This is a genomic window from Enterococcus sp. DIV1208 (genome assembly GCF_050530455.1).
Classification (GTDB): Bacteria; Bacillota; Bacilli; order Lactobacillales; family Enterococcaceae; genus Enterococcus_B; species Enterococcus_B hirae.
The window spans coordinates 1,761,846-1,786,792 of sequence record NZ_CP172887.1 but is presented as its reverse complement, the minus strand read 5'-3'; the positions used below and the strand labels follow the sequence as shown (position 1 = coordinate 1,786,792).

The 24,947-nt window shown below is 34.9% G+C and carries 22 protein-coding genes, 1 other RNA gene and 1 pseudogene; 13 read left to right on the top strand and 11 right to left on the bottom strand.

The genetic code is table 11. The features are described from left to right. Nucleotides 1–232: 232 nt before the first annotated feature. Nucleotides 233–688, bottom strand: coding sequence for a hypothetical protein (locus IGK91_RS08185; protein WP_014834546.1), 456 nt, complete (start codon nucleotides 686–688; stop codon nucleotides 233–235). A 640-nt stretch (nucleotides 689–1,328) separates the two neighbouring features. Between IGK91_RS08185 and IGK91_RS08180 the strand changes: the two genes are divergently transcribed. From IGK91_RS08180 to IGK91_RS08170, 3 genes are all read left to right on the top strand, one after another. Then, nucleotides 1,329–1,550, top strand: a complete 222-nt coding sequence (locus tag IGK91_RS08180) for a hypothetical protein (RefSeq protein ID WP_010737889.1) — start codon at nucleotides 1,329–1,331, stop codon at nucleotides 1,548–1,550. Nucleotides 1,551–1,703: 153 nt separating this feature from the next. After that, nucleotides 1,704–2,129 carry an IS1096 element passenger TnpR family protein gene (locus tag IGK91_RS08175; RefSeq protein WP_306425424.1) on the top strand — a complete coding sequence of 142 codons (426 nt, stop codon included), beginning with the start codon at nucleotides 1,704–1,706 and terminating at the stop codon, nucleotides 2,127–2,129. A gap of 771 nt (nucleotides 2,130–2,900) precedes the next feature. Next, entirely contained in the window at nucleotides 2,901–4,250 is a 1,350-nt protein-coding gene (locus tag IGK91_RS08170) for a DUF3329 domain-containing protein (RefSeq protein ID WP_113803669.1), read from the top strand. Nucleotides 4,251–4,509: 259 nt separating this feature from the next. Here IGK91_RS08170 and ssrA read toward each other — a convergent pair. Together ssrA and IGK91_RS08160 are read right to left on the bottom strand one after the other, a co-directional pair. Then, nucleotides 4,510–4,877: a transfer-messenger RNA gene (ssrA, locus tag IGK91_RS08165) on the bottom strand. A 189-nt stretch (nucleotides 4,878–5,066) separates the two neighbouring features. Further along, nucleotides 5,067–5,840, bottom strand: a complete 774-nt coding sequence (locus IGK91_RS08160) for a Cof-type HAD-IIB family hydrolase (protein WP_010737850.1) — start codon at nucleotides 5,838–5,840, stop codon at nucleotides 5,067–5,069. A gap of 142 nt (nucleotides 5,841–5,982) precedes the next feature. On the opposite strand from IGK91_RS08160, the pseudogene IGK91_RS08155 reads away from it, so the two are divergent. From IGK91_RS08155 to IGK91_RS08145, 3 genes and pseudogenes are all read left to right on the top strand, one after another. Then, nucleotides 5,983–6,340, top strand: a pseudogene (locus IGK91_RS08155) (SdpI family protein). After that, the gene (locus IGK91_RS08150) at nucleotides 6,315–7,031 is read left to right on the top strand and encodes a response regulator transcription factor (RefSeq protein ID WP_081123697.1); all 717 of its coding nucleotides are present in this window, start codon (nucleotides 6,315–6,317) and stop codon (nucleotides 7,029–7,031) included. The pseudogene IGK91_RS08155 and the gene IGK91_RS08150 overlap by 26 nt, the downstream one beginning before the upstream one ends. Further along, nucleotides 7,031–8,473 (top strand): sensor histidine kinase, encoded by a 1,443-nt coding sequence (locus IGK91_RS08145; protein WP_010718416.1) that lies wholly within the window; start codon nucleotides 7,031–7,033, stop codon nucleotides 8,471–8,473. The genes IGK91_RS08150 and IGK91_RS08145 overlap by 1 nt, the downstream gene beginning before the upstream one ends. A 274-nt stretch (nucleotides 8,474–8,747) precedes the next feature. On the opposite strand, the gene IGK91_RS08140 is transcribed toward IGK91_RS08145, so the two are convergent. The 3 genes from IGK91_RS08140 to IGK91_RS08130 form a co-directional block, all read right to left on the bottom strand. Next, nucleotides 8,748–9,254 (bottom strand): hypothetical protein, encoded by a 507-nt coding sequence (locus IGK91_RS08140; RefSeq protein WP_081123696.1) that lies wholly within the window; start codon nucleotides 9,252–9,254, stop codon nucleotides 8,748–8,750. After that, nucleotides 9,241–9,969 carry a hypothetical protein gene (locus tag IGK91_RS08135; RefSeq protein WP_181934339.1) on the bottom strand — a complete coding sequence of 243 codons (729 nt, stop codon included), beginning with the start codon at nucleotides 9,967–9,969 and terminating at the stop codon, nucleotides 9,241–9,243. The genes IGK91_RS08140 and IGK91_RS08135 overlap by 14 nt, the downstream gene beginning before the upstream one ends. 328 nt (nucleotides 9,970–10,297) lie before the next feature. Continuing rightward, on the bottom strand, nucleotides 10,298–12,439 hold the full coding sequence (locus IGK91_RS08130; RefSeq protein WP_010718413.1) for an LTA synthase family protein: 2,142 nt from the start codon (nucleotides 12,437–12,439) through the stop codon (nucleotides 10,298–10,300). A gap of 229 nt (nucleotides 12,440–12,668) precedes the next feature. Here IGK91_RS08130 and IGK91_RS08125 point away from each other — a divergent pair, with 229 nt between their 5' ends. From IGK91_RS08125 to ybaK, 3 genes are read left to right on the top strand one after another with little or no spacing between them, the layout of a single operon-like run. Then, on the top strand, nucleotides 12,669–13,841 hold the full coding sequence (locus IGK91_RS08125; protein WP_010737846.1) for a class I SAM-dependent rRNA methyltransferase: 1,173 nt from the start codon (nucleotides 12,669–12,671) through the stop codon (nucleotides 13,839–13,841). 13 nt (nucleotides 13,842–13,854) lie between these two features. Beyond that, entirely contained in the window at nucleotides 13,855–14,604 is a 750-nt protein-coding gene (aroD, locus tag IGK91_RS08120) for a type I 3-dehydroquinate dehydratase (protein ID WP_081123695.1), read from the top strand. A gap of 26 nt (nucleotides 14,605–14,630) precedes the next feature. Beyond that, nucleotides 14,631–15,116: a Cys-tRNA(Pro) deacylase gene (ybaK, locus tag IGK91_RS08115; RefSeq protein WP_025480513.1), complete on the top strand. Its 486-nt coding sequence runs from the start codon at nucleotides 14,631–14,633 to the stop codon at nucleotides 15,114–15,116. A 99-nt stretch (nucleotides 15,117–15,215) separates the two neighbouring features. On the opposite strand, the gene IGK91_RS08110 is transcribed toward ybaK, so the two are convergent. Beyond that, nucleotides 15,216–16,469, bottom strand: coding sequence for an NAD(P)/FAD-dependent oxidoreductase (locus IGK91_RS08110; RefSeq protein WP_010737843.1), 1,254 nt, complete (start codon nucleotides 16,467–16,469; stop codon nucleotides 15,216–15,218). Between the two features lie 113 nt (nucleotides 16,470–16,582). On the opposite strand from IGK91_RS08110, the gene gdhA reads away from it, so the two are divergent. The 3 genes from gdhA to IGK91_RS08095 all read left to right on the top strand — a co-directional run bounded on the left by gdhA (nucleotide 16,583) and on the right by IGK91_RS08095 (nucleotide 20,479). Then, nucleotides 16,583–17,932 (top strand): NADP-specific glutamate dehydrogenase, encoded by a 1,350-nt coding sequence (gene gdhA / locus IGK91_RS08105; RefSeq protein WP_010737842.1) that lies wholly within the window; start codon nucleotides 16,583–16,585, stop codon nucleotides 17,930–17,932. Nucleotides 17,933–18,045: 113 nt separating this feature from the next. After that, nucleotides 18,046–19,392, top strand: coding sequence for a glucose-6-phosphate isomerase (locus IGK91_RS08100; protein ID WP_010718407.1), 1,347 nt, complete (start codon nucleotides 18,046–18,048; stop codon nucleotides 19,390–19,392). 673 nt (nucleotides 19,393–20,065) lie between these two features. Continuing rightward, a complete protein-coding gene (locus IGK91_RS08095) occupies nucleotides 20,066–20,479 on the top strand; it encodes a DUF4231 domain-containing protein (RefSeq protein ID WP_010718761.1) in 414 nt (137 codons plus the stop codon). Nucleotides 20,480–20,692: 213 nt separating this feature from the next. Here IGK91_RS08095 and IGK91_RS08090 read toward each other — a convergent pair whose 3' ends face one another. The 3 genes from IGK91_RS08090 to IGK91_RS08080 all read right to left on the bottom strand — a co-directional run bounded on the left by IGK91_RS08090 (nucleotide 20,693) and on the right by IGK91_RS08080 (nucleotide 22,330). Next, the gene (locus tag IGK91_RS08090; protein ID WP_010737819.1) at nucleotides 20,693–20,965 is read right to left on the bottom strand and encodes a hypothetical protein; all 273 of its coding nucleotides are present in this window, start codon (nucleotides 20,963–20,965) and stop codon (nucleotides 20,693–20,695) included. A gap of 529 nt (nucleotides 20,966–21,494) precedes the next feature. Next, entirely contained in the window at nucleotides 21,495–21,779 is a 285-nt protein-coding gene (locus IGK91_RS08085; RefSeq protein ID WP_228012170.1) for a hypothetical protein, read from the bottom strand. Further along, nucleotides 21,764–22,330, bottom strand: a complete 567-nt coding sequence (locus IGK91_RS08080; protein WP_430605284.1) for a hypothetical protein — start codon at nucleotides 22,328–22,330, stop codon at nucleotides 21,764–21,766. Before IGK91_RS08080 ends, IGK91_RS08085 begins: the two co-directional genes overlap by 16 nt. A gap of 465 nt (nucleotides 22,331–22,795) precedes the next feature. On the opposite strand from IGK91_RS08080, the gene IGK91_RS08075 reads away from it, so the two are divergent. Continuing rightward, nucleotides 22,796–24,580 carry a hypothetical protein gene (locus IGK91_RS08075; protein ID WP_010737816.1) on the top strand — a complete coding sequence of 595 codons (1,785 nt, stop codon included), beginning with the start codon at nucleotides 22,796–22,798 and terminating at the stop codon, nucleotides 24,578–24,580. Nucleotides 24,581–24,671: 91 nt separating this feature from the next. Here the strand turns inward: IGK91_RS08075 and IGK91_RS08070 are convergent, their stop codons facing one another. After that, complete coding sequence (locus IGK91_RS08070; protein WP_010718765.1) at nucleotides 24,672–24,821, bottom strand: hypothetical protein; 150 nt, start codon at nucleotides 24,819–24,821, stop codon at nucleotides 24,672–24,674. Nucleotides 24,822–24,947: the final 126 nt, after the last annotated feature.

Below are 24,947 nucleotides of genomic sequence, written 5' to 3'. Positions count from 1 at the left end.
TTTTCGGGATCGGATAAAACCGTCAATTATTTATTGATCTATGTGAGTAAACTTTGTCATAATGACTGAGAAATAACCAAAATCTAACTAGTTCAAGGTTGCTTATTGTTCAAATTATGCGCTTTATATGTATCAGTCAGCAGGGAATGCTTAGATTCAATCGTTAGTATAGGAAAATGTTCAGAATCATTCAATTTTATAATGAGTCTAGATAATAAAATTTTATCTTTCATTACTTGGTATTTTTTTTGTAAGGGATAAGCACGAGATTTTTTGTCTCCGTAGTTTCTTCCTCGCTTAAAGGAGTGAGAATAATCGTTTCATTCTTCTTACTGACTTTGTAAGACATGATGTCACTTTTAGACCAAAGTTCCTTCCAAGTCATTATATCTCCTTTAATCGTATAACGAAACTCTTCTTTTATATGCTTACTGAATTGTTTGATAAATTTCTTCATATGTACACTATTGGATTCATCGTCTACAGAGTAATCGATACTTGAAAAATCTAAGTTAAAACTAGCTTTACGGTTAGAAAAGGTAAGGGTCATTTTGGGATCATCAGTAGAGTCCGTCCCTTCAATTACCCACGCATTTGCTTTTAGATCCTTAACTAAACGATTTGCTTGCTCGTCTTTTTTCCTTTGACACCCACATGCGCTAAGTAACAACAATGTGAATAAAACCAATAAACGAACGCTCTTTTTTTTTCACTTGCTTTCCTCCTTTCTATTTTCTTTAGTGTTCAAGAGAAGAAGACTTGCCCTCTAAGCAAATAAAGAGTTGCGAGTGCTTAAATTAGATAAATAATCTCCCGCTTTTTAGATAATTTATAAAAATTGAAAACGTGGGCTCCTTTCGTTCAGGATCAAATTATTCTTCTCTTATCAGAAATAACGCAACCATTCAAAGATGAAACATGTTTCTCGTTGTGAATATCTCTAAGTTAAGTTTAAAGCTTATCTGATTTCATGACAATCAGAAATTGAAGAAAGAGAATTGATCTTGCTCAGTGACCAATCCAAACCAAACTTGAGGAGATAATGTACAGCGTATTTCAATTTCTGAAAACAAAAAAATGATTCATTCAAAGAAATAATTATAAAAAAAGGAAAAAAAATTGTATATTTTTGGTTAAACTATTGGAAAATAAAAAGGTATTAAATGATGTAGTGAGCGCTGAAATGACGTAAACAAGTTTCAAAATATCTTTTAGTTAGAAAGTCGAGGTCTATCGTTGAGGAGTTGGTTTTACACATCGTTGATTTTCTTTGGTAGTAGGCCAGTTCCTATCTTTTATAATCAATTATTAAATGAGGAGGGGTATGTATGTTTCTAATATTTATGTTTATCTTTTTTATTTCAGCATTTTTACTCTTGATGTATGGCGCAATTAAAAGGCGAAAAGTTACTGTTCCATTTTTTCTGCTACTTTTTTTGGGAACTTGTTGTTTCTTCAATGTGGCTAAAGATGTACTAGACGAACTGGATTTGGGAAGCAAAACGTCTTTCAATCAATTAGATGATGATATTTTTGAAATTGACGATTGATGAGATAATCATAAAATGTAGTGAAATTTTTAGCATTACCAACGATATACTAATAGTAGCTATTCCTCTGAATCAAAGCGGTAGTGTGAAAAAGCGCAGATGATTTGTCTGAAGTATTAGACAGATATTATTTTTTAGAAAGGATGAAATAAAATAACAATCCAAAGAAATAATCAAGCGATTATATTTAGTATTTCAGCAGGAACAGGTTGTTATCGCCACCTTTGTGTATCAATTAATGAGACACTTGAGGATTTTGCTGAGCTTATTTTAAGTGCGTTTGATTTTGTAAACGATCATGCACATGCCTTCTTTATGGACAATTATGCGTGGAGTTCTAATAATTGCTATTATATGAATGAAATGGATGAAGATAACGAATATCTCCATACTTGTGATTATAGACTCTATCAATTTGGACTAAAAAAAGGGGATGCTTTCAAGTTTGTATTTGATTTTGGGGATGACTGGAGATTTCAGTGTAAAGTGCTACGTGTAATTGATGATGACAGCGAGTATGAGACCGTCATAAAAAGTGTAGGTGAATCACCAGAGCAATATTTCAATTACTTTGATTAATCCAGTATTTTATTACAATCTTTATACGACTAGCAGTAACGTAATCTTTTTCTGTGCTATGGAAAAAAATAGGACTAGATTTTCCAAGTAATTGAATAAAAAATTGTTGTGTATATGTTTTGATAGCGGTGAATCTTACTAACATCAAAAGTATAGAGTCAACTTTTATCAACAGTTCGAATTCTGGTCAACTTTCTAGAACAATAAAAAAACTTGCTAAATCATTAATCGATTAAGTAAGTTTTTTTATTGAGAGGGTACAAGAGATAGTGCATTGACATTCGCAGCATGTCGTTTATTACTTTATCAAACGACTAGTAAAATTTTTGTAGCAGATATAGTTTTTACTATATCCATTTAAGGAATTGTGTTATTTAAAACGATGAAGGATTGTATGCAATGAAAATATATTGGATGTTGTATTTTCAAATTCTAAACAAAGCATTTTGTAGTTCTGTTCATCGGACTGATGATTTGTAATGAGTCAGAACAATGTACAGGAGAAGCATCAAGGTATTATCGACAAATCAATAAATGTTATGAGCGACGTAGAGACAATCAAATGCACTGTAGTAAAAATGAGAAGAGAGTCGGGGAAACAGAACATTTAGCTGTTGAAAGTCATTTGAAGGATAGCGCTACTTGATTTGAGCAGTAGGATAAATGATTGGTTAGGATATTAATTCTGTATCTCTTAATTTGGCACAACCACTATTAAATCTGTGTTATACTAAGTTATATTTTGAGATAAAGAGGAGTTAATTGGGTGGTATGATTAAAAAAATTAAGAGCAACAGACATTTATTTATTGTTTTATTTTGTATTTTTGGTTTTATGCTTCTTTTAAATAGTATGTCTCCTTTGGTACACGACGATTATTACTATTTTGTAAAGACCTCAAGCATAAAAACAATTTTGTTTGATGAGTATCAACAATATATGACTTGGACTGGGAGATCGGTAGTCCATATTATTTTTCGTTTTTTTACTAAACTTCCAAAAATATATTTTAATGTGTATAATTCTTGCATATTTTCCCTATTGGTTTATCAAATTATTATGTTTTCTTCCATAGTAAAAGAGCGAACTACTAAGAATGTTTATCTAAAAGCGTTTATCATCTTTGCATTAATGTGGACATTTACCCCAGCTTTCAATAATGTTTACTTATGGTTGGCTGGTTCTGTAAATTATCTCACTGCAATGGTGATTATGTTATCTTTTATTCTGGTTTATCATCGATATATAGCAGAATCTGAAGAACAAAATAATAGTCTTTTTAAAACAATAGGCATGCTTCTTTTAGGTATAGTAGCTGGTTGGTGTAACGAAAATACCTCCGGAGGAACGTTGTTCATTGTTATAGCATATACTGTTCTTTCCTATTTTTATAAGAAGAAAAAAATTGAAAAATGGATGATCGCAGGTATTGTTGGAAATATTGTAGGTTTTCTTTTTATGGTTATGGCACCTGGGAACGATATCAGAGCGACTTATTTTCATAGAAGTACGCTTTCAACTGCTTGGAAAATTCTTGATGCAATCCCTGCAATCAGTCATGCGTTACAGGATAATGCCATGTTCCCTCTAACGATAGGATTAGCTTTGCTTGTTTTATCATACTTAAATAGTAGTTTTACACTTAGTAATATTCTAAGTTCGTTATTTTTCGTGGGAGGTATATTGACAATAGGAGTGCTTGCAATTTCTCCAACTGCATTATCTTGGTCTAGATCTTATTTTGGAGGAGTTATTTTTCTTTTCATATCTATAGTAATTAGTCTTTTTGAATTATTAACAAATTTTGATAGAAGCAATAAAGTTGTTTTTTCTATGATTTTCAGTTATTTACTAGTTAGTTTTTTATTATTGTTTTTCAATGGAACTGCAGACATCTATAAAAATTATGTAAGTTATAGTCGCCAAACTGAATCCATTAAAAAGCAAATGAAGGATGGTGAAATGGATATAGTTGTTCCACCATTAAATTATAAGACACAAACAATTTATCCAGTTCACAATGATGGTGATATTACTATGGATAAGAATAACGAGAGAAATAGAAGCGTTGCTGCATATTGGGGAGTAAACAGTATTCGACTAGAAGAAAAAACAGAATAGTAGATTTAAGTATTTTTCTTTTCATATATGAATGTTCGGACACGATTTAGGTCGTGTCTTTTTGTTTCCATATAATTTTAGTATGAATCAAAAAATAGTTGAGTGGGGTCCAATGAAAAATCAGCGTGAGAGATGAATCTTTCGGACTTGAAAATGAGCTTGAATAAATTTCATTTAACGAAAACTACCGAAAATAAAAAATGCCTAAATCCTTTTAAAATAAGGATTTAGGCATTTAGTGAAATCTACCGAAATCTCACAATGGAGACGGCGGGAGTCGAACCCGCGTCCAAACACATCGCCACTTAAAAATCTACGTTCATAGTCAACTCATTTGTGGTTTCGCTTTACAGCTTGCCGAGTGACAGGCATTCTGTATCGCTAGTCTGATGATCTCTTTAACAACTTACAGACGGAAAGTTGTCACGTATCCCACTAAATTTGAGACCCTTACTCGAGCACATGGGCGATGCCGAGAGGATCTACGCTAACTGTTTTTAGGCAGCTAAAGCGTAAGAGTTGTTTTCGTTTTTAGCAGTTATATTTAACTGTAACGTTTTAACGTAGACGTAACCTACGAAACGCAATTCAAGCTCAAACTGTGCCTGTCGAATCCGTAACGTCCCCGTTATAAACAAGGGTTACGTGTATTTTTCATACAATTTATATTATAGCACAAAATTGAATTTTTTCAACGAGAAACGATTACGGAAAAAGCAAATCGTCCGAAGTATCAAGAGATGATTCTCAATAGCTAATACTGTAAAAAATCATCTCTCAGTTACTCGGAAATATACATCGTATTTCGATTAAAAATCAAATCAAGTCAAAATGTTTGAGCGCATGAACGATTCCGCCCTCAGTGTTTTTCTTTGTAATAAAAGTGGATAGTTCTTTGAGATCATTGTAAGCATTGCCCATCGCGATCTTGTTGTCGCATGCTTCTAACAGTGCAAAGTCATTTGGTCCATCACCAAATCCAAATGTAGGCACATCAACAAGGTTTAATTCTTGTTTTAAACGTTTCACTCCTGCACCTTTCGAGATTCCTTTTTTGACCGTGTCAATCGAGTAAGGACCATTTCGATAAAAAGTCAGATCAGGAAATTGTTCATGATAATATTCATCCCCAGATTGAGAGAGGATAAGTAACATATTGATTGGATGATCCAAATAAGCTTGCGGATTGATTTCTGGTACATTTGAATGGATAAAGTTATAGGCATCAATCATCGTTTGTGTGTGTGCAGTACACCAAATATGTTGATGGTTATAAAATGAGAGCTGGTGCCCTTGTATTTGGACATGTTCGAGCATCTTTTGACAGTCTTCAGTTGCGATTATTTCAGAATGAACTTCTTGACCATCCACGCTGATGTAAGAACCATTCATCGTAACTGCAGAGGAAATACCAGCATCTGACATAATATGTTTGATTTCAGCTTCAGTTCGTCCAGTTGCTATGACTGGCAGGACGTTATTTGCCTGTAGTGCTTGCATTGCTTCGGCCACTTCTGGTGTGATTTTTGATTGAGCATCTAACAGTGTTCCATCAAGATCAAAAAAAGTAATTGCACGATAATTTGACACAAAAAAAACCCCTTTTTTATTCGATTACCCCTATCTTAACAAAGAATGAACAAAAGACAAACCTTTCGTGAAGAATTACCGAATATATTGGTTCAAGTTAATTTTTAGAGTATACTAGAAAGAGAGATTTAGGAGGGATCATATGATTTTTTTAGTTGTCGGAGTATTTTTGACTATCCTAGGTTGTTTGTTTCTTTTTATCCCTTCTAAAGGGAATCTGCCTTTTTATGGTTACCACTCACCGCGTGCCACAAAATCCGATGTTCACTGGCGGTTAGCACAAAAAACAAGTGGAAAATATTTTTTTATTTTCGGTTTATTGATGGCCTTGATCGGCTATTTACTAAAATTAACTGGACAGACAAACTATTTTATAATCGAGATGTTGGTTTTAGTTTTTCCAATTATGCCGATTTTTATCTTAACTGAAAAAAAATTACAAGAACTCGATGATAGTATTGGAGGAAATAAAAAATGAATATTTTAATGATAGAAGATAATCAATCCGTATCTGAAATGATGCAGATGTTTTTTTTGAATGAAGGATGGGAAGCAACTTTTAAATATGACGGAAAAGAAGGTCTAGATGCTTTTTTAGAAAGACCGAATTACTGGGACATGATCACTTTAGACCTGAACTTGCCAACGATGGATGGTATGCTTGTTGGAAGAGAAATTCGGAAAGTCTCTAGTACAGTTCCGATCATTATGTTAACAGCTCGTGATTCTGAAAGTGACCAGGTTATTGGATTAGAGATGGGCGCAGATGAGTACGTGACCAAACCTTTTAGCCCACTAACTTTGATTGCCCGAATGAAAGCTTTACACCGTCGTAGTGAATTGGTAGAGGTAAAAGAAGAAACAAACAACTCGGACGATCACTTCGATATCGAAACAGATCACTTTAAGATGAATACAAAAACACGTGAAGCTTATTTAAATAAAGCACCAATCGAAGGTTTGACACCGAAAGAGTTTGATCTATTATTTACACTAGCTAAAAAACCACGCCAAGTATTTTCTCGGGAACAATTACTGGAATTAGTGTGGGATTATCAATACTTTGGTGATGAACGAACGGTTGATGCGCATATCAAAAAGCTTCGAAAAAAAATCGAAAAGGTTGGACCACAAGTCATTCAAACGGTTTGGGGCGTAGGTTATAAATTTGATGATTCTGGTGTGGCCTAATGCGCTATCTTTACCAGCAGTTATTAGCCTTTTGCGGAATGATCGCGATGATCATTTTGATCGTAGGTGTTTCTTTTACGCAACTGACTAAGCAAACCATTGAAGAAAATAATTACCAACAACTTTTTGGCTATGCAGAATCTGTCGAGAAGACAACACAGACATACACAGACACGTTTCCTCAATTAAGCCAAGATCAAGCGTTTCAAAATGCATTATTATTAACGGAACAAGTCTTATCAGAACAAAATGTCAATTTTATTTTTATCGATAAGAACGAACGGGTCATTTATCCTACTGATAATGTGGTATTGAACTTTACGATTAAAGCGGAACAATGGGATAATCTGCGTCATGGAAGACAAGTAAAATTTACCTCCAACAAAAATATACTAGGACAAAATCAAGCGACGTCTTATGCCTTAGTACCTTTTAATTTAAATCATGAATTTTATGGTGGCTTGGTTGTTAGTCAACCGGCTAAAAATATCGATAATAGTGTTCGGTCGGTCACATTGAATCTGTTTAAAGGTTTTATTTTTTCAAGTATTGTTGCTATATTAGCGAGTTATGCGTTTGCTGCTTTTCAGGTTAAAAGGATCAATCGTTTACGTAATGCAACGAAAGAAGTCACGAATGGAAATTTTGATGTCCAATTGCCAGTTCATGATAAAGATGAATTTGATGAATTAGCGGATGACTTCAACAAAATGACGAATTCTTTAAAAGAATCACAGGCTGAAATCGAAGAGCAAGAAAACCGCCGAAGACAATTTATGGCAGATGCTTCTCACGAAATGCGTACGCCGCTAACCACAATCAACGGGTTACTTGAAGGTCTAAAATATAATGCAATTCCTGAAGACCAAAGAGAAAATGCGATCAACTTGATGAAAAATGAAACAGAACGACTGATACGCTTAGTTAACGAAAATCTAGACTATGAAAAAATCAGAACCAATCAAATCAGTATGGTTATTAAAAGATTCAATGGTACAGAAACATTGAAAAATATTGTGGCACAGCTTGAAACAAAAGCAGAAGCTGCAGGGAATGTTTTAGTTTTACAAGCAGAAGACGATGTGGAAGTGTATGCAGACTATGACCGATTTGTGCAAATCATGGTGAATATCATCCAAAATGCGATTCAATTTACAGAAAATGGAACGATCACGATCTCTTTAGAAAAAGGTTATCTAGAAACGATTATCCGAATTAAGGATACAGGTATCGGAATGACTGAACAACAAATGAAGAGTATTTGGGACCGTTATTATAAAGTTGATCCCTCAAGAAAGAATACAAAATACGGGGAATCAGGACTAGGACTTCCAATCGTTCAACAGTTAGTTCGGCTTCATAAAGGAAAGCTGGAAGTAGAAAGCGAATTGGGGACAGGAACAACATTTACAGTTAAATTACCAGATGTAGAAATAAAATAAACAAAGAGACTGATCCAAAAATTGGTTCAGTCTCTTTTAGTATCTCTAAAAACGAATAAACGGCGTTCAAGAAGCAATTCCTCAACAATAAGCGCTTCTTTCACAGCCTCTTGCTAAACGGCGTTCAAGAAACAACTCCTCAACAATTAAGAGAGGAGCTAAATAGTGTTCAAAGAGCTGATCTTTGGCAATAAGGATGAAACTCTCAAAACATAGGAAGCTGTGAGTTTCATCCTTATTGCATAGGTCGAGTTGCTCTTTCCACGACCTCTTTTTATCGTTCATCATAGATTTGGTCGACATACTGACTATGAGCAATGGTTTCATCATGAGTCAGTAATAGAATGGCGATTTTTTTGTTTTTGACTAGATAATCAAATAGATCAAGAATTTCTTGTGCTTCAATTACTTTAAGTTCATCCAGCACTTCTTCAATGATGAGTTTGTCTTTTTTAGCAAGTAACGCATGCAACAATTGAAGTTTGATTTTATCAAAAAGAGAGAGTTGATCAGGTTCTCTGTTAAGAAGTGCTGGATCAATTTTGAGCATTTCTTGAAAAGATAAACGTTCTTTTTTATTTTCAGATAAATTCAGTAGTACTTGATCTTTGGTTTTTAAATAAGGGAAGAGAGGCCAATCTTTTTGGACGATAAGTAATTGTTTGGGACTCGATACAATCGCTTGTTTTTTTAGCGCTGTTAATAGTTCTTCTTGTTTTGCTTTTGGGCAAAGAATAACAGCTAATTCTCCTAAAGACATTATTGGCTTACATGTATTCATGAAAGATCACCTTACCTTTTTTTAAACGTTGATAGAAAATCGTAAATTGTAAGAGACTAATGCATAGACTGATGGAGATAAGAAGGCCAACCGTTTGTAGGAAACTCTTAAACGTATCGAAGAAAAAAGCATCGTTTACAAAATCAATTTTAAAAAAAGTTTGTTGATCCATCGGTATGGCTAATGGTCGAGTAGTCGATATAAGTGAATGGGTGTCAGGTAATTCAAATAATCTTAGACTCCAAAAATTAAGATGTTGTAACAGTGCTTGATAAATGTTTTGAAAAAGCACAATTCCAATAAATAAGAGTGTGCAACAGATCAGTAATGGTAAGATCATTTGCCAGATGATCAAAAGAAAAATTCTAGTTTTCGATAAACCAGCTAAACGCCAGTTGATCAATTCACGTTGGTCTTGTTTTAATGTTCGCTGAAAGAAAAAGATAAATGCGCCAACAAACAAGAACAGTAACAACAAGATCAGCTCGACATAAAATTGTTTCACTGATAGAAAAGACGGAAAGTGTACTTTTAAGGACGTCGTGTCCAAGAAACTAAGACGATCTTCAATTTGTGCATAAAGTGTTGATTGTAAATGATATAAGTTACATACAAGCATCAATAAAAAAGCAATGACACTTGTAAATAAGCAACTAAAAAGTGTCTGTTTTTTATAATAACGCATTCTTGCAACTGAATAGCGGAGTATTCTCATCACTTTCACCTCATTTTAAATTATAGAAAATGAATATGAATAAAGTATGAAATTCATATAGTAAAATCAGGAAATCCCTATTTTTTAATAAACGAAAATGACGATAAATCAACTGTTCCGCTATATTTTGTGAATAAAATCCAATGTTCATGGATGGTTCTAATACGTGAGTTTAAGCTCTATTTTCTAGAAAAACGCCAGAGTAACTCAAATTAAAGTGCATGAAAAAAGCTAAGAATTAACGAAAAACAAGAATTGGTTTTCGTCAATCTTAGCTTTTATAATCATTACTTCTATGGGCACGTAATCTTTTTGAAAGAAAGGCTAGCTATTTATCAGATTCAGAAGAAGGAACTGAATCACTCGTCTGTGTCCCATTTATTTGTTGGTAAGTTTTGGTTTCATATAGATCTTTTGTTGATTGGTTATTGTTTTGACTAAAGACACTTGTTGATTTGTCACCTAGTTCTTTTTCTTTTTCAAGCAACTGTTTCATGCCGTTTTTGTAATCAAATTGACTTGCTTCAATTGGGTCTAACCCAGTATCTGTAGAAAAGCGGAGTAAGTCACCATTGTTTATTTGATCTGAAACAGCTAACTGTTTATTCGCTTTTTCTTTCAATGCATCAATTTCATTTTGAACTTCTTGAGTCGGTTCTGTAATGGCTTGTCCGGTTTTGTTATCGTAAATCGTTCCGCCATAATAAGTGTATTTAGGAGTAATAAAATCACCATCACGGAAAGTAACAAGTTGATCATGTTGCTTAGAGAAGAGATCTTGTCCTAGCTGATTGTAATTTTTGGTATCTACTCCTAACAGATGGAGTAGAGTAGGTAATGCATCCACTTGTCCGCCATAGGTATGATTGATTCCACCGTTTGTTTGTCCAGGAAGATGGATCATGTAGGGAACTCGTTGCATTTGTGCATTGTCAAAGTTGGTCCATGTATCACTTGTTTTACCCACTAGTTCCGCTAACGATTTATTTCTAGAGTTAGAAATTCCGTAGTGATCACCATAAAGGACGATGACAGAATTATCATAAAGACCACTAGCTTTCAAATAGTTGAAAAATTCTTCAACTGCTGTATCGAGATAATTCGCTGTTGCAAAGTATCCGTTGATCGTTTCATCATTTGTCGTAGCTAGTGGGAAGCCTGCTTCTTCGTTTGTGAACTTAGAATAAGGATAATGATTAGATACCGCAATAAATTTAGAATAAAAAGGTTGTTGTAAATGTTCTAAATATTGTACTGATTGTTGGAAGAACGGTTTATCATGCAATCCATATTGGAATGAATTGTCGTCATTGACATCATAATAAGAAGCATCAAAGAAATAGTTGTAACCTAATTTTTTATAGGTCTCATTACGATTCCAGAATGTACCAGCGTTACCATGGAAGGCAGCACTCGTATAACCTTGTGTCTGACTCAAAATATCAGGAGCAGCTTGGAAGGTATTCTTTCCACCTAATTGAGTGAATAACGATCCTTGATTTAAACCAAATAGTGAATTTTCAAATAAGGTTTCAGCATCACTGGTTTTACCTGCTTTAACTTGATGGAAGAAATTGTCAAAGCTAAATGTACTGTTACTATGATATAAACTATTCAGAAATGGCGTTACTTCATGTTCTACACCATTGGCATCTTTTAGTTTATAGTCGATCAAGAATTGTTGGAAACTTTCTAAATGGATATAAATCACATTTTTTCCTTTAGCAATACCAAATGTTTCATCATTTGGTTCAGCATAGTGATCTTTGATATAACTTTCTACTTCTTTCAGATCATTAGGACTTGCTTCTGCTCGTACTTGGTTCGTTTGGTAAGTCTGGATACCATCATAGACGGTAAACGCATTGATACCTAAATATTTGACTAAATAATCTCTAGAAAAAGTACGAGTCAATAACTCTGGGCGATCGGCTTCTGCTAAAAATAAATTTCCAGAAAAAATCATGACTGACAAAGTCGAGATCGCAAAAGCCATTCGTGCACGAATCGGTTGTGGATCCATTTTGATTTTTTTGGTTATCAATAATGCAGCGACAATGATAAAGTCGATCCAATAAAGGACGTCATATGGTCTAAATAAGCGAATAGCACTTTCTCCAAGCCCGCTAGCTACTTTTCCTGCCCCCAAGATGGTATTGATCGTAATAAAATCCGTAAACTCACGATAATAAGTTACGTTGGAGAACACCAGTAAAGTCAATAGGAAATAAATGACCATCATTGTAATATAAGACGCTTTCGTCCGTCTCACATATAACGCAATCCCCATTAACAACAACGTGGTAGCGATCGGATTGATAAACAGTATAAAGTATTGTATGCCACTTTCGATGCCTAAATTGAAATCAAACAAATAGGCAAAAATTGTTTTTAGCCAAAGTAAAACAGCTAATAAAGAAAAAAATCCGAGCCTTTTATTCAAAAAGGCGGGTGTTTTTATTCGTCTCAATGTAATCTCCCTTTCCCCACTCTTCTCATTTACAGAGTGTTATGAAGTTATGATTGCTCAAACTACATATTCCATCCTATTTTACTAGTACGCAAATCCAGTGTCAATCGAAACCAAACGCTTACACCGGTGATTAAGGATTTCTTATTCTTTTGTGAACGCTAGCACTAAGACAGCCTGCTTAATATTTGGTATACTGATTAATGATAAAGGTAAAGTAGGTGAGTCAATGAAAGTACAAATTAAGAAAAAAGCAGGAAATCGTATCAAGAACGGTTATCCATTGATTCAAAAGGAAGATTTGGTCCAGTCGTACAATGAAACCACGCAGTGGATCGAATTGGTTGATCAACAAGATAATTTCTTAGCTAAGGGCTATTTAGGTAAACAAAACAAAGGAATCGGTTGGGTTTTGAGTCAACAAAATGAAACGTTTGACCAGGCATTTTTTGAGAAAAAGTTTTCTGAAGCTAAAGCAAAAAGACAAGCTTTTTTCATAGATGAACAAACAACAGCATTTCGTTTATTTAACGGAGAAGGGGATGGCATCGGTGGTCTGATCATTGATTATTATGAACACTATGCAGTATTTTCTTGGTATAATGAAACTCTTTATACTTACCGACATTTGCTCTTCTCAGCGTTTCAACAAGTTTATCCTGAGATAAAGGGTGCTTACGAAAAAATCCGTTTTGAAACAAATGAATTTCCTGAAAGTCAGTATGTTTATGGAGAAACAGCTCCTGAACCTTTAATCATCAAAGAAAATGGCGTCTCTTACGCCACTTATTTGAATGAAGGGCTGATGACAGGCATCTTTTTAGATCAAAAAGAAGTCCGAGGAGCTTTGATCGATGGACTTGGTCTAGGAAAGTCTGTTTTGAATATGTTTAGCTATACTGGGGCTTTTTCAGTTGCGGCAGCAATGGGTGGTGCTTTGGAGACCACGAGTGTTGACTTAGCAAAGCGAAGTTTGAAAAAAACACAGGAACAATTTGAAATCAACGGTTTGGATCTTCAGACACAAAAAATCATTGTGATGGATGTTTTTGCCTATTTTAAATATGCTAAAAGAAAGCAGCTGACTTATGATCTCATTGTGCTTGACCCTCCAAGTTTTGCGAGAAACAAAAAGAAAGTGTTCCGAGTAGCCAAAGATTATGGCGAATTGGTTAAAGATAGCTTGGCTATTTTATCGGACGAGGGAACGCTTATCGCTTCAACGAACGCAGCTAACGTGAGTACCGATCAGTTCAAAAAAATGATCGAAAATGAACTAATGCTAGCCAATGTTGAATATGAAGAAATCACTCGTTTTCGATTACCACAAGATTTTCAAACCATTGAAGCCTTTCCAGAAGGGGATTATCTAAAAGTATTTATCTATCAAATTAGGAAATAAGGGGGGAGGACAGATGGTGCAAGTGAAAGGACTAAACTTAGGAAAAGGACATCCTAAAATTTGTGCGCCAATGATCGGAGACACTCGTGAAGAACTTTTGCGAGAAGCAATTTTAGCCAAAGAAGCTGGTGCTGATTTAGTGGAGTGGCGAATTGATTATTATGAAGATGTCTTTCAATATGAAAAAGTCACAGAAACGTTGGTGCTGATCCATGAGATGCTCGACGGGTTACCGGTGCTTTTCACTTTTAGAACAATAGCAGAAGGTGGCAAACGAGATATAACGATCCGAGCATACCACGAGTTGTACCTACAGATGATCCGCTCTGGTTTAGTCGATATGGTTGATTTAGAATTAGAAAAAATTGAAAGCCTTGAAAAAGAGTTGTTAGCAGAAATCAAACAGCGCAACATCCCGATGATTATCAGCAGTCATAATTTTAAAGAGACCCCAGCTGATCCAGTCTTATTGTATCAATTAAATATGATGGAACATCTTGGTGCAGATATCGGTAAAATAGCGGTAATGCCCCATAACGAACGAGATGTGTTACGTTTGATGGAGCTAACGAGACGGGCAAGAGCGTTTGTGTCCATGCCTCTGATTACAATGTCAATGGGACAGCTCGGAATGATTTCGCGCTTATCGGGAAATTTGACTGGTTCGGTCATGACTTTTGGTGCGTTAACCTCTGAAAAAGCATCAGCACCTGGACAAATCACTGTAAAGGAACTAAAATCAATAATCAAATTATTAAATTGAAACAATCTAATTTGAAGGTGAAAATGTTGGCAAAGAAAAAACAAGTGAAAACAAATGCGATCCGCTTAGTAGAACAAAAGAAAATCAAGTATACTGAACATGAGTATGCTTGGGATGAAGCACATTTAAGTGCATCTTCTGTCGCTGAGCAACTTTCTGAAAGTGAACACCGCATTTATAAAACACTCGTAGCGGTTGGAAACAAAACAGGAACGATCGTAGCGGTCATTCCTGGTAATCGAGAGTTAGATCTAAAAAAATTAGCAAGAGTATCTGGAAACAAAAAAGTAGAAATGTTACATCTGAAAGACTTAGAAGCTACCACTGGTTATATTCGTGGTGGTTGCTCGCCAATTGGGATGAAGAAATTATTTCCTACTTATTTAGAACAAACAGCACAATCACAAGAAACGATCATTGTATCAGCAGGAAAAAGAGGACACCAAATGGAGCTAGCACCTCAAGCCATTTGTGATTTAACTAAAGGGACTTTTGCTGATCTTGTACTGTGATGCAGTCGGCAATTCATCAGTTTATCAACTAAAAAAAGAAAAAACAGTAACGAAAAGAGTCAGACATCTTCTACTCCCTTCGTTACTGTTTTCGTTTAATTAGCTAAGAAAAGCGGCATTCATTCCTGCTACATGTCCAGTTGCAAAAGCCGCAGTAATATTGAACCCACCAGTATATCCATTAACATCTAGCAATTCACCAGCAAAAAATAATCCATTGACCAATTTGCTTTCTAATGTTTTTGGATTGATCTCTTTTAGTGAAACGCCACCACCAGTCACAAAAGACTTTTCGATGGCAAAAGTTTTGGTTATTTTGAAAGAAAAATTTTTGCAAAGCTCCGCAAATTGTTGGATCTCTTTTTCTGTCGTTTGACTACCAGTTTGTTCCGTTAATCCACTTTTTTCAAGGAAAAAGAGAAGCAAGCGTTCAGGTAAAAAGCCATGCCAAGCATTACTCAATGTTTTCTTGGATTGTTGGCTTTTAGCAGTCAATTCGTTGATCAATTCTTGAAGCGAACGATTCGGAAAACAGTCTAAGACGACCGTGACAGGTTCTCCAGTCGTTTGCAACTCTTGATTGATGAAACTTGAACATCTCAATGCCGCAGGTCCAGAAATCCCAAAATGCGTGAAAAGCAAGTCCATAACATGTTCGGTGATGACTTTACCTTTCTTGTTTAATACGCTTAAAGAAATATCTTGTAAAGATAATCCTTGCAAGGTTTTATCCTTGATAAAAGTTTCTTCAGAAACCAGTGGAGATTCTGTTGCATACAAGGGAGTGACAGTGTGACCGACTTTTTTAACGATTTTATAGCCATCACCTGTAGAACCAGTCGACGGATAGGTTCGCCCCCCAGTAGTTAATACGACACAAGAGGATTGAAATTCTTCAAATTCCGTTCGTACGCCATAGATTTTTCCGTCGCTATGCACTAATTTTTCGACTCGGGTGCCAAAGAGCATCGTAACATTTAATTCATTTAAACGATGGATCAAGGCTTCGATAATCGTTTTTGACTTATTCGTCACAGGGAACATCCGACCATGATCTTCTTCTTTTAGATGAACACCTTGAGATTCGAAAAATTCCATGATATCAAAATTATTCCATTGGGAAAATGTACTGTATAAAAATTTGCCATTTCCAGGAATATGAGCAATCAAATCATCAACTGGACGGTTATTCGTGACATTACATCTTCCGCCACCTGTCATTAATAATTTTTTTCCAGCTTTTTTATTTTTTTCAATTAAGAGAACCTTTGCGCCATATTCAGCCGCACTAATTGCAGCCATCATACCACTAGTTCCAGCACCGACTACAATCACATCATAGGTTGTTTCCATTTCCTCACCTCAGAGAAAGTGTAGCATATTTATGAAAAGAAAGCAGGAAATGTTTTGAGCATCTAATAAAAATAGGCTAAAATAAAAGAAGATTATAAAAGGAGTGTGAAACAATGACAAACGCAACAGAATACGTCCAACGAATTCAAAATAATATTCATCAAAAAGACACAGGACAAGTCGAATTTTTACAAGCCATTGATGAATTTATGCCTTCAGCTACTCAATTTTTAGAAAAACATCCTGAATACATCAAACGAAATATTTTAGGATTGTTATCAGAACCAGAAAGAATCATTCAATTTCGCGTGCCGTGGCAAGATGGCGAAGGAAACTGGCAAGTCAATCGTGGATACCGCATTCAGTACAATTCAGCAATCGGCCCTTATAAAGGTGGGTTGAGATTCCATCCGAGTGTGAATTTAAGTATTCTTAAATTTCTAGCTTTTGAACAAATTTTCAAAAATAGTCTAACTGGTCTACCAATTGGTGGAGGAAAAGGCGGAAGTGACTTTGATCCAAAAGGAAAATCAGACGATGAAATCATGCGTTTTTGTCAAAGTTTCATGCTGGAGCTATCCAAGCATATCGGTCCATCCATCGATGTACCTGCTGGAGATATTGGAGTCGGTGCCAGAGAAATCGGTTATTTGTTTGGAGAATATAAACGATTAAAACAATATGATGCCGGTGTCCTTACTGGAAAACCATTAGATTTTTGGGGAAGTAAGATTCGTACGGAAGCAACTGGATACGGATTGGTTTATTATGTCAAACATCTTTTACAAGCAGAAAAAGACTCTTTTGAAGGAAAAACAGTTATGGTATCTGGTAGCGGAAACGTTGCAATCTATGCCATTGAAAAAGTTCAAGAATTAGGTGGGAAAGTCATCACATGTTCTGATTCCAGTGGGTTTATCTATGATCCAGAAGGAATCGACCTGGCACTATTAAAAGAAGTCAAAGAAGAAAAAAGGGAACGGTTGACCGCTTATGCAGAAAAACGTGATTCTGCTGTCTATCATGCTGGTCAATCTGTCTGGACTTTGAAAGAAACTGCAGATATCGCGCTTCCTTGCGCTACTCAAAACGAGATAGACGAAACGCTGGCTAACAACTTGGTTGAATGTGGAGTGAAAATCATCGCAGAAGGCGCAAACATGCCATGTACTCTTGAAGCTGTCAATGTTTTTGAAAAAGCCAATGTGTGGTATTGTCCTGGGAAAGCAGCTAATGCCGGCGGTGTCGCTGTCTCAGCATTAGAAATGAGTCAAAATGCTCAACGATTGTCTTGGGAAAGTGAACAAGTGGATCGCCAATTAGATGAAATCATGAAAAATATTTATCAAACGTGTCGCCAAACGGCAGCAGCTTATGGCAATGAAAAAAATCTATTGCTAGGAGCAAATGTTGCAGGTTTTGAAAAAGTAGCGAAAGTGATGTATGCGCAAGGATTAGTTTAGTGTTTGAAATTTTCTTGTAAATATTAGCTTCAATTCATTTATTTGCTTGAAAAATTGTAAAAAAAAACGTAAAGTATAAGCTGTATATTGATCTTTTAAAGGAGGAATAAAAAATGGCACATATTCATTTTGATTATTCAAAAGTAGCACCATTTGTTAATGAACATGAGTTAGGTTACATGCAAAGCCAAGTATCAATGGCAGATAAAGTATTACGTGAAGGTACAGGCGCAGGAAGTGATTTCCGTGGTTGGATCGATCTACCTACTAATTACGACAAAGAAGAATTTGCTCGTATCAAAGAAGCAGCGAAAAAAATCCAATCTGATTCTGAAGTTTTAGTAGTTATCGGAATCGGTGGTTCTTACCTAGGCGCTCGTGCAGCAATCGATTTCTTAAACCACACTTTCTTCAATTTATTAGATGGTGAACAACGTAAAGCACCACAAATTTTCTTTGCAGGAAACTCAATCAGCTCAACTTATATCGCTGATTTGATTGAAGTAATCGGAGATCGTGACTTCTCAGTAAACGTGATTTCAAAATCAGGTACAACGACTGAACCAGCTATTGCATTCCGTGTCTTCAAAGAATTACTTGTTAAAAAATATGGTCAAGAAGAAGCGAATAAACGTATTTATGCAACAACTGATAAAGCAAAAGGTGCAGTTAAAGTAGAAGCCGACGCAGAAGGTTGGGAAACATTCGTGATTCCTGATGACATCGGTGGACGTTTCTCTGTTTTAACAGCAGTAGGATTACTACCAATCGCTGTTAGTGGAGCAGATATCGATGCGTTGATGCAAGGAGCTGCAGATGCAAGCAAAGCTTATTCAAGTGATAAACTAGAAGAAAACGAAGCTTATCAATATGCAGCAATGCGTAACATCCTTTACCGTAAAGGGAAAGTAACTGAATTATTGATCAACTATGAACCAGGAATGCAATATTTCTCTGAATGGTGGAAACAATTATACGGTGAATCAGAAGGTAAAGACCAAAAAGGAATCTACCCTTCAAGTGCGAACTTCTCAACTGACTTACATTCACTAGGTCAATATATTCAAGAAGGACGCCGTAACATCTTTGAAACGATCGTTAAAGTTGAAAAACCACGTAAATCAATTACAATTCCAGAACAAGCTGAAGACCTAGATGGTTTAGGTTACTTGGAAGGAAAAGAAGTAGATTTCGTCAATACAAAAGCTTTTGAAGGAACTTTATTGGCTCATACAGATGGCGACGTACCAAACTTATTAGTTAAAATTCCAGAAATGGATGCTTACACATTAGGTTATACAATGTACTTCTTTGAAATTGCTGTAGGTATTTCAGGTTACTTAAATGGAATTAACCCATTTGACCAACCTGGTGTTGAAGCATATAAGAAAAACATGTTCGCACTTCTAGGTAAACCAGGCTTTGAAGACCTTGCCAAAGAATTGAACGAACGTCTTTAAGATAAGGAGTTATAGGTAATTATTAAAAATAATTATCCAAAACAATTTGCCTTTAAAATGAAAAATGATACTCATTGAGGTATTTATAAAAAAGGATGGCTAATTATAGCCATCCTTTTTTGGTTTGTTGGCAGAGAAATATTTTGTCCAGAAAATTTTCGTTGTTGATTATTGATATAGTCATTGGACTTATCGAAGTTCGTTCAATACTTTCATATGACACTTGATCATATAGTTGAATAATAGAGATATCTTTATGACTTATATCTTCATGCTTCATGCCAACTTTTCGGTTAGGCACTGCTTACACATATCTACCATTATGGACAGTTAGGGGAGAGATGGGCACGTTTGTCAATTCTGTGGGCAATAGTATTCACAGTTTAAATTTTTTAAATCAATCAAGCTTACTTTGCTCGGTTGGTCAGAGATTGTGAGCATACATCAAATGTGATTTTTATGTCGTCTGTAATGATTAAATCTTTGTTCAGATCTTTTCAATAGCTTTTATCCGTGCACGAATACTATCATTGACAAATATATCATTATTTTGATAAAATAATTATTGTTATTTAATAGCCGTTTGTTTTGATTTGTAATTAGCTGAAACATAGGTAAATCCAATTATAATAGTTTTACGACCAAATTTTAATAAAGTGAATGGAGAAATGATATGGATCAAAAAGCGTTTATTGAATCGATTGATTCTACAATTAATAAATTAAAAAAAGATATTCAATCGTATAATAGAATCATTGGCATAGGGAATATTATAAAAATCGTATTATCTGCTGCTATCCCTATTTTAATTCACGAGGCATCTGATCATAAGTCTTTGTTATTAGTCGTTTCGATTGCTTCCGCAATCATAACGATTATTCAAAGTGGAATGTCTGCGTTTAATTATCAAAACAAAGTACAAACCGCAACACAGGTTCTAATGAAAATAGAAAACGAGAAGCTACTTTATGTAACAAAAACATCCCCATATGATAAAACGGATGAAGAAAATTTTCATTTGATTGTTTCGACACTTCAAACGGAGTTGAATGATATCATTTCTGACTTTAATCAAGTAAGCAATTAACCATATCATCCGTTTAAAGATAGAAAGGTACCAAAGAGATAGGAACAACAAGTAATCCTAGAACAGCATTTATGTATAAATAAAAAATAAACCTAATTTTGCTGATTTAAAAAGGTATCCAAACCTACTCGCTGAGACAGATGGATACCTTTTTTCTTTGACAAAAAAGTTCTGATTTTTTTAGACGGGAGTTATATACTTCAAAACCAATTTTTATTTTTTACCAATAAATTCTTTCTTGATTTTTTTAAAATCAATCAGTATTTTCGTGGGACCGAGCACATGATATTCTTTGACGACCAATTGGTTTCTTTGATTATAATAGCCACTGATTACTAATTTCATTCCTTCATCTACTTCAGCAAGAAAGTTTAAACCATGACCAGCGATTAAACAGTTCGTATCATTCAAGCTAAATCTTATCAAGGGACGAGCCCCAATTTGTAGTATTTTTATTTTTGTTACTGTGCCATATTTCTTAATCATTGTGGACTCTCCCTTATGAGCGATTTCGAGGATGCCAATCCATAAATATTCTTTAATAGCATTATACGAACGAACGTTCTTTTTGTAAAGGAGAAACGCAAAAAAATTTATGGTATTTAAGCTAATATCCGACTATTAATATCAGGGGAATGGCTGTAAAAATTTTCTGTTTTTTTGTATGACCATGCTTAAGTAAAGTTAGGAGAGACCGAACACCGGAAATGTTCACAAAAAAAATAAATTAGGGAGATAAATCTTATTTTGTGCTTTGAAAATGGATAAACGGTGTTCAAAGAGCTGACCTTCGGCGATAAGTCAAAAAATCTCAAAACATGGAGAGCTGTTTCGAGATTTTCATCCTTAACGTTCAGGTCAAAACGCTCTTTTCACAACCTCTGATTCACGGTGTTCAAGCATCAACTCCTTGAAATAAGCCGGAGAGTCCAAAATAGTAGAGACTATTTTCGGATTCTCCGGCTTAGTTATCAGAGCTAGACACTGCTGTCACAGTTCATTTTATTATTTTAGATTAACCACGCTTACACAACGTATATCCACGTGCTTGGGCCTCTTGCAGCGAGATAGCTACGACAGAATTTGCATTGTTAAGTCCCGAACAGTTCGGATTTAAATGATATTTTGTACCATGATCTGGAGCAATATAAACCGTTTGTTCGTTGTTTTGTTGCGGTGTTTGTGCTGCTGCAACTTGATTGGCTTGTTCTTGTGCGGCCGCAGCTTGCCGTTGTCGTTCTGCTTCAGCTGCCTCATTTGCTTTGATCGTTGCATCTACTGTAGCTAGTCGAGCAGACAAGTGTGATTGCCGTTTGGAATAGCCTGGATTAAAGTAGCTGCTGAGTTATAGTTTTCTCTAGTTGGATGAAGTGCTGTTGTTGCTTCATTTTCAGCTTGTTTTTGACGTTCTTCTTGTGCTTTACGCTCAGCTTCAATTTTCTGTTTTTCTTCTTCTTGTTTTTTGCGCTCAGCTTCAATTTTCTGTTTTTCTTCTTCTTGTTTTTTGCGCTCAGCCTCAAGTTTTTGTTTTTCTTCTTCTTGTTTCTTACGCTCAGCATCAAGCTTCCGTTTTTCTTTTTCTTTATGTTCAGCTTTTTGTTTCAGCTGTTCTTCACTAGAAGTACTTGATGTTCTTTTTGTTTCGATCTTTTTTTCAGATTGTGTGCTTGCTTTTGAACTATCGGAATGACTGGTAGGAGAGATAGACGCTCCGAAAATCATAAGAATAAATGCTGTTCCTATAATAATAAAGTTTCGTTTTTTATTCCCTTTTTTGAAAAATGATCGAATCAGTCCTACTAACCCCCAACAAATACCAATTAAACCTACTAACACTAAAAAAGTTCCCATTTTTTCCTCCAAAAATAAAAATATTTTCCTTCCATGTAGGAATGAAAGAAATAAACCTCCTAATAAAAAAATATATCATTCTGTAATACTTCTCTAAAGATATACAAAGTTGTTTTTTATCTAAAAATTAAATTACAAAATAAAAAATGTGAATTTTTGATCACCTATTGATAAAAATAGATATATAAAGGAAATGATTTGCACAACAGCAGATTACGATAGTTACAAAGTGGAAAAGATCAGTCATTAAGTTAGTACAGTATAATTCTTGTTTTTAACGCTTAGAACCTGCTAAAAAAGCAATCAAACAAGTTAATAAGAATCTTTTAAGGTTAATATCAATGAAATGAATTTTTGCTATACTTATTAGAGGCTTATTGAATAAGGAGTTGAGTGAATTGGTTAAAAATAAATTATCAAATATGATTAGTATCAAGAAGAAAGGCGGAGGAAAGGTTAGGGTACATGGATAGAGTAAAGGAAATGCTTCAGTATGTTAGGCAAAAACAACTTTATTTTATTTGTGGTATCGCTCTAATTCTTACACTAATACGTCTTTATCTCTATTACAAAGCGACTTACAGCATCGATATGACAGCTAGCTATGATGACCAGCTTTTTATTCATTATGCCCGTAACTTAGTGGACGGGCAGTGGTTAGGAGAGTACAATGCTAAAACTTTATCAAAAGGTATTTCTTATAGCTTATTTTTAGCTTTTGCCAATAAAATTCAGCTACCATACTCGCTATTATTAGGTGGGTTTAATATTTTAGCTAGCGTGCTGATTACACTGAGTGTAAAGCCGATCGTTAAAAAGAATAGTATCTTGTTTTTTATCTATGTCTTTTTTTTATTTTCACCAATCGGTTTTACCCATGAATATTCGACACGTATTTATCGAAACGCCATTGTAATTCCATCTGTCGTAATTATCGTTGCTTGTTTATTAGCTATTTATTATCGTAAATATCGTGCAACAAAAACTATTTTACCTTGGTTTTTCTTGTTGTCTCTAATCTTTCCATTTTACTGGTATATTCGCGAAGATTCACTCTGGTTGTTGCCGTTTGTTCTGGCAGCCTTAATCATTAGTTTTGTTCAGATTTTATTAGGAGTGGATTTTAGACCAACGAAAACTGTTGAAAAGTTTCTTTCACAAATTACCTTTGATCGAAGAAAACTGATCAAACTCAGTTTGTTTTTTCTTCCTATGATCAGCTTTATCGTGACAAACCAAATGATTAAGCATAAAAATGAAGAAGTCTATCATCTTGCAGTAGTCAATGATCGTACGAGCGGAGAGTTTGCTCAATTGATGAAGAACTTGATTCGAATAGATGATGGAACGAACATAAACAAAGAGAACAGTAGGATTTGGGTTTCTCATGAAGCGTTAAATAAAGCATTAGCTGTGTCACCTGCTTTTGCTAAAGAAGCTGCTAGAATCAAAGAATTATATACGACACATGCTTGGACTCAGGCAGGAAAAGTAAAGGAATTAAAGGGAGACATTATTTTTTGGGCACTGCGAGATGTGTTGAATGAGTCTGGCTACTATCAAAATAACGCAAAAGAAACCAATGAATTTTGGAAACAAGTCAATCAAGAGTTAAGGGCTGCTTATCGTAAGGGAGATTTGAAGAAGAAACGTGAAGTCTACTTAATGAGTACAGGAGATGGGAAGATTGCCGAGGATATTCCAGTACTCTTAGATTTTTTTAGGACAGCTTATAGTGATAATTTATTTTACAAAGATTTTCATCAAGGAGGGAATTACAGTTTTGGAACCCATGCGGATGTAGAAGCAGCGCAAAACTTTTTGCGGGTTCCTTTATTGAATAATTGGATTAATAGTGAAGATCCACAACCGCCGATTTTAGTTTTATCAAAAACAGCGAAAATCTCTAATATTATGATTGCGATTTATCAAAAGACAAGTGGTGTTGTTCTATGTTTAGCGATTTTAGGATTTTTATTTTTGATCTTAGGTTCAATCTATGCTAAAAAAGATCGTGGTTTTTATTGTTCTGCACTAGTCATTACTAGTGGTTTGATATTGACCCAGTTTTTATTTTTATTTGGGGTTTCATGGTTTTGTTCCTACTCGCCAGAGCAAAAAGATTATTTTCTAAGTGTGTATACGGGGGCAGGAGTACCAATCATGCAAATTGCGATGGTTCTAATCTTTCTGGGAATCAGCAAAATTTCATGGGGGAAAATAAAGCACAAACTCAAATTGAATAAATAATAAAAGACGTTTGCTAACTGTATTAGTTGCAAACGTCTTTATTCTTTTTTCGATCCCGAGTTGTTTTCGGTCATTAGAAATGATTCACTCCTTATTTGGATTCATTTAATGCACGGACAGCTTGTTCAATCGTGATACCAAATGCTACGTTGTTTTCATTTGTAGCATCAATTGCCATAAATTGATTGGATACAGTATCAAATGCAACTCGGTATTCAATATTTGTTTTAGTAAATGTCATGTAAGTCACCTCTTTTTTTATTAATGTAAATTGTGGTTGGAATTTTCTGTTAAATTTTCCTTCCTGTAATCAGTGTAGCACCCTTATTTTTTTTTCGCAATTAATTGCTATGTCAACAAGGGATTC

Bases quoted from the DNA above. Each gene is read 5' to 3' on its own strand.
- IGK91_RS08135 (WP_181934339.1), bottom strand. From the start codon at position 9,969: ATGAGAATACTCCGCTATTCAGTTGCAAGAATGCGTTATTATAAAAAA.
- IGK91_RS08070 (WP_010718765.1), bottom strand. From the start codon at position 24,821: ATGACATTTACTAAAACAAATATTGAATACCGAGTTGCATTTGATACT.
- IGK91_RS08095 (WP_010718761.1), top strand. From the start codon at position 20,066: ATGGATCAAAAAGCGTTTATTGAATCGATTGATTCTACAATTAATAAA.
- IGK91_RS08110 (WP_010737843.1), bottom strand. From the start codon at position 16,469: ATGGAAACAACCTATGATGTGATTGTAGTCGGTGCTGGAACTAGTGGT.
- aroD (WP_081123695.1), top strand. From the start codon at position 13,855: ATGGTGCAAGTGAAAGGACTAAACTTAGGAAAAGGACATCCTAAAATT.
- IGK91_RS08100 (WP_010718407.1), top strand. From the start codon at position 18,046: ATGGCACATATTCATTTTGATTATTCAAAAGTAGCACCATTTGTTAAT.
- IGK91_RS08090 (WP_010737819.1), bottom strand. From the start codon at position 20,965: ATGATTAAGAAATATGGCACAGTAACAAAAATAAAAATACTACAAATT.
- IGK91_RS08150 (WP_081123697.1), top strand. From the start codon at position 6,315: ATGAATATTTTAATGATAGAAGATAATCAATCCGTATCTGAAATGATG.
- IGK91_RS08145 (WP_010718416.1), top strand. From the start codon at position 7,031: ATGCGCTATCTTTACCAGCAGTTATTAGCCTTTTGCGGAATGATCGCG.
- IGK91_RS08075 (WP_010737816.1), top strand. From the start codon at position 22,796: ATGGATAGAGTAAAGGAAATGCTTCAGTATGTTAGGCAAAAACAACTT.
- IGK91_RS08125 (WP_010737846.1), top strand. From the start codon at position 12,669: ATGAAAGTACAAATTAAGAAAAAAGCAGGAAATCGTATCAAGAACGGT.
- IGK91_RS08080 (WP_430605284.1), bottom strand. From the start codon at position 22,330: ATGGGAACTTTTTTAGTGTTAGTAGGTTTAATTGGTATTTGTTGGGGG.
- IGK91_RS08170 (WP_113803669.1), top strand. From the start codon at position 2,901: ATGATTAAAAAAATTAAGAGCAACAGACATTTATTTATTGTTTTATTT.
- IGK91_RS08180 (WP_010737889.1), top strand. From the start codon at position 1,329: ATGTTTCTAATATTTATGTTTATCTTTTTTATTTCAGCATTTTTACTC.
- gdhA (WP_010737842.1), top strand. From the start codon at position 16,583: ATGACAAACGCAACAGAATACGTCCAACGAATTCAAAATAATATTCAT.
- IGK91_RS08140 (WP_081123696.1), bottom strand. From the start codon at position 9,254: ATGAATACATGTAAGCCAATAATGTCTTTAGGAGAATTAGCTGTTATT.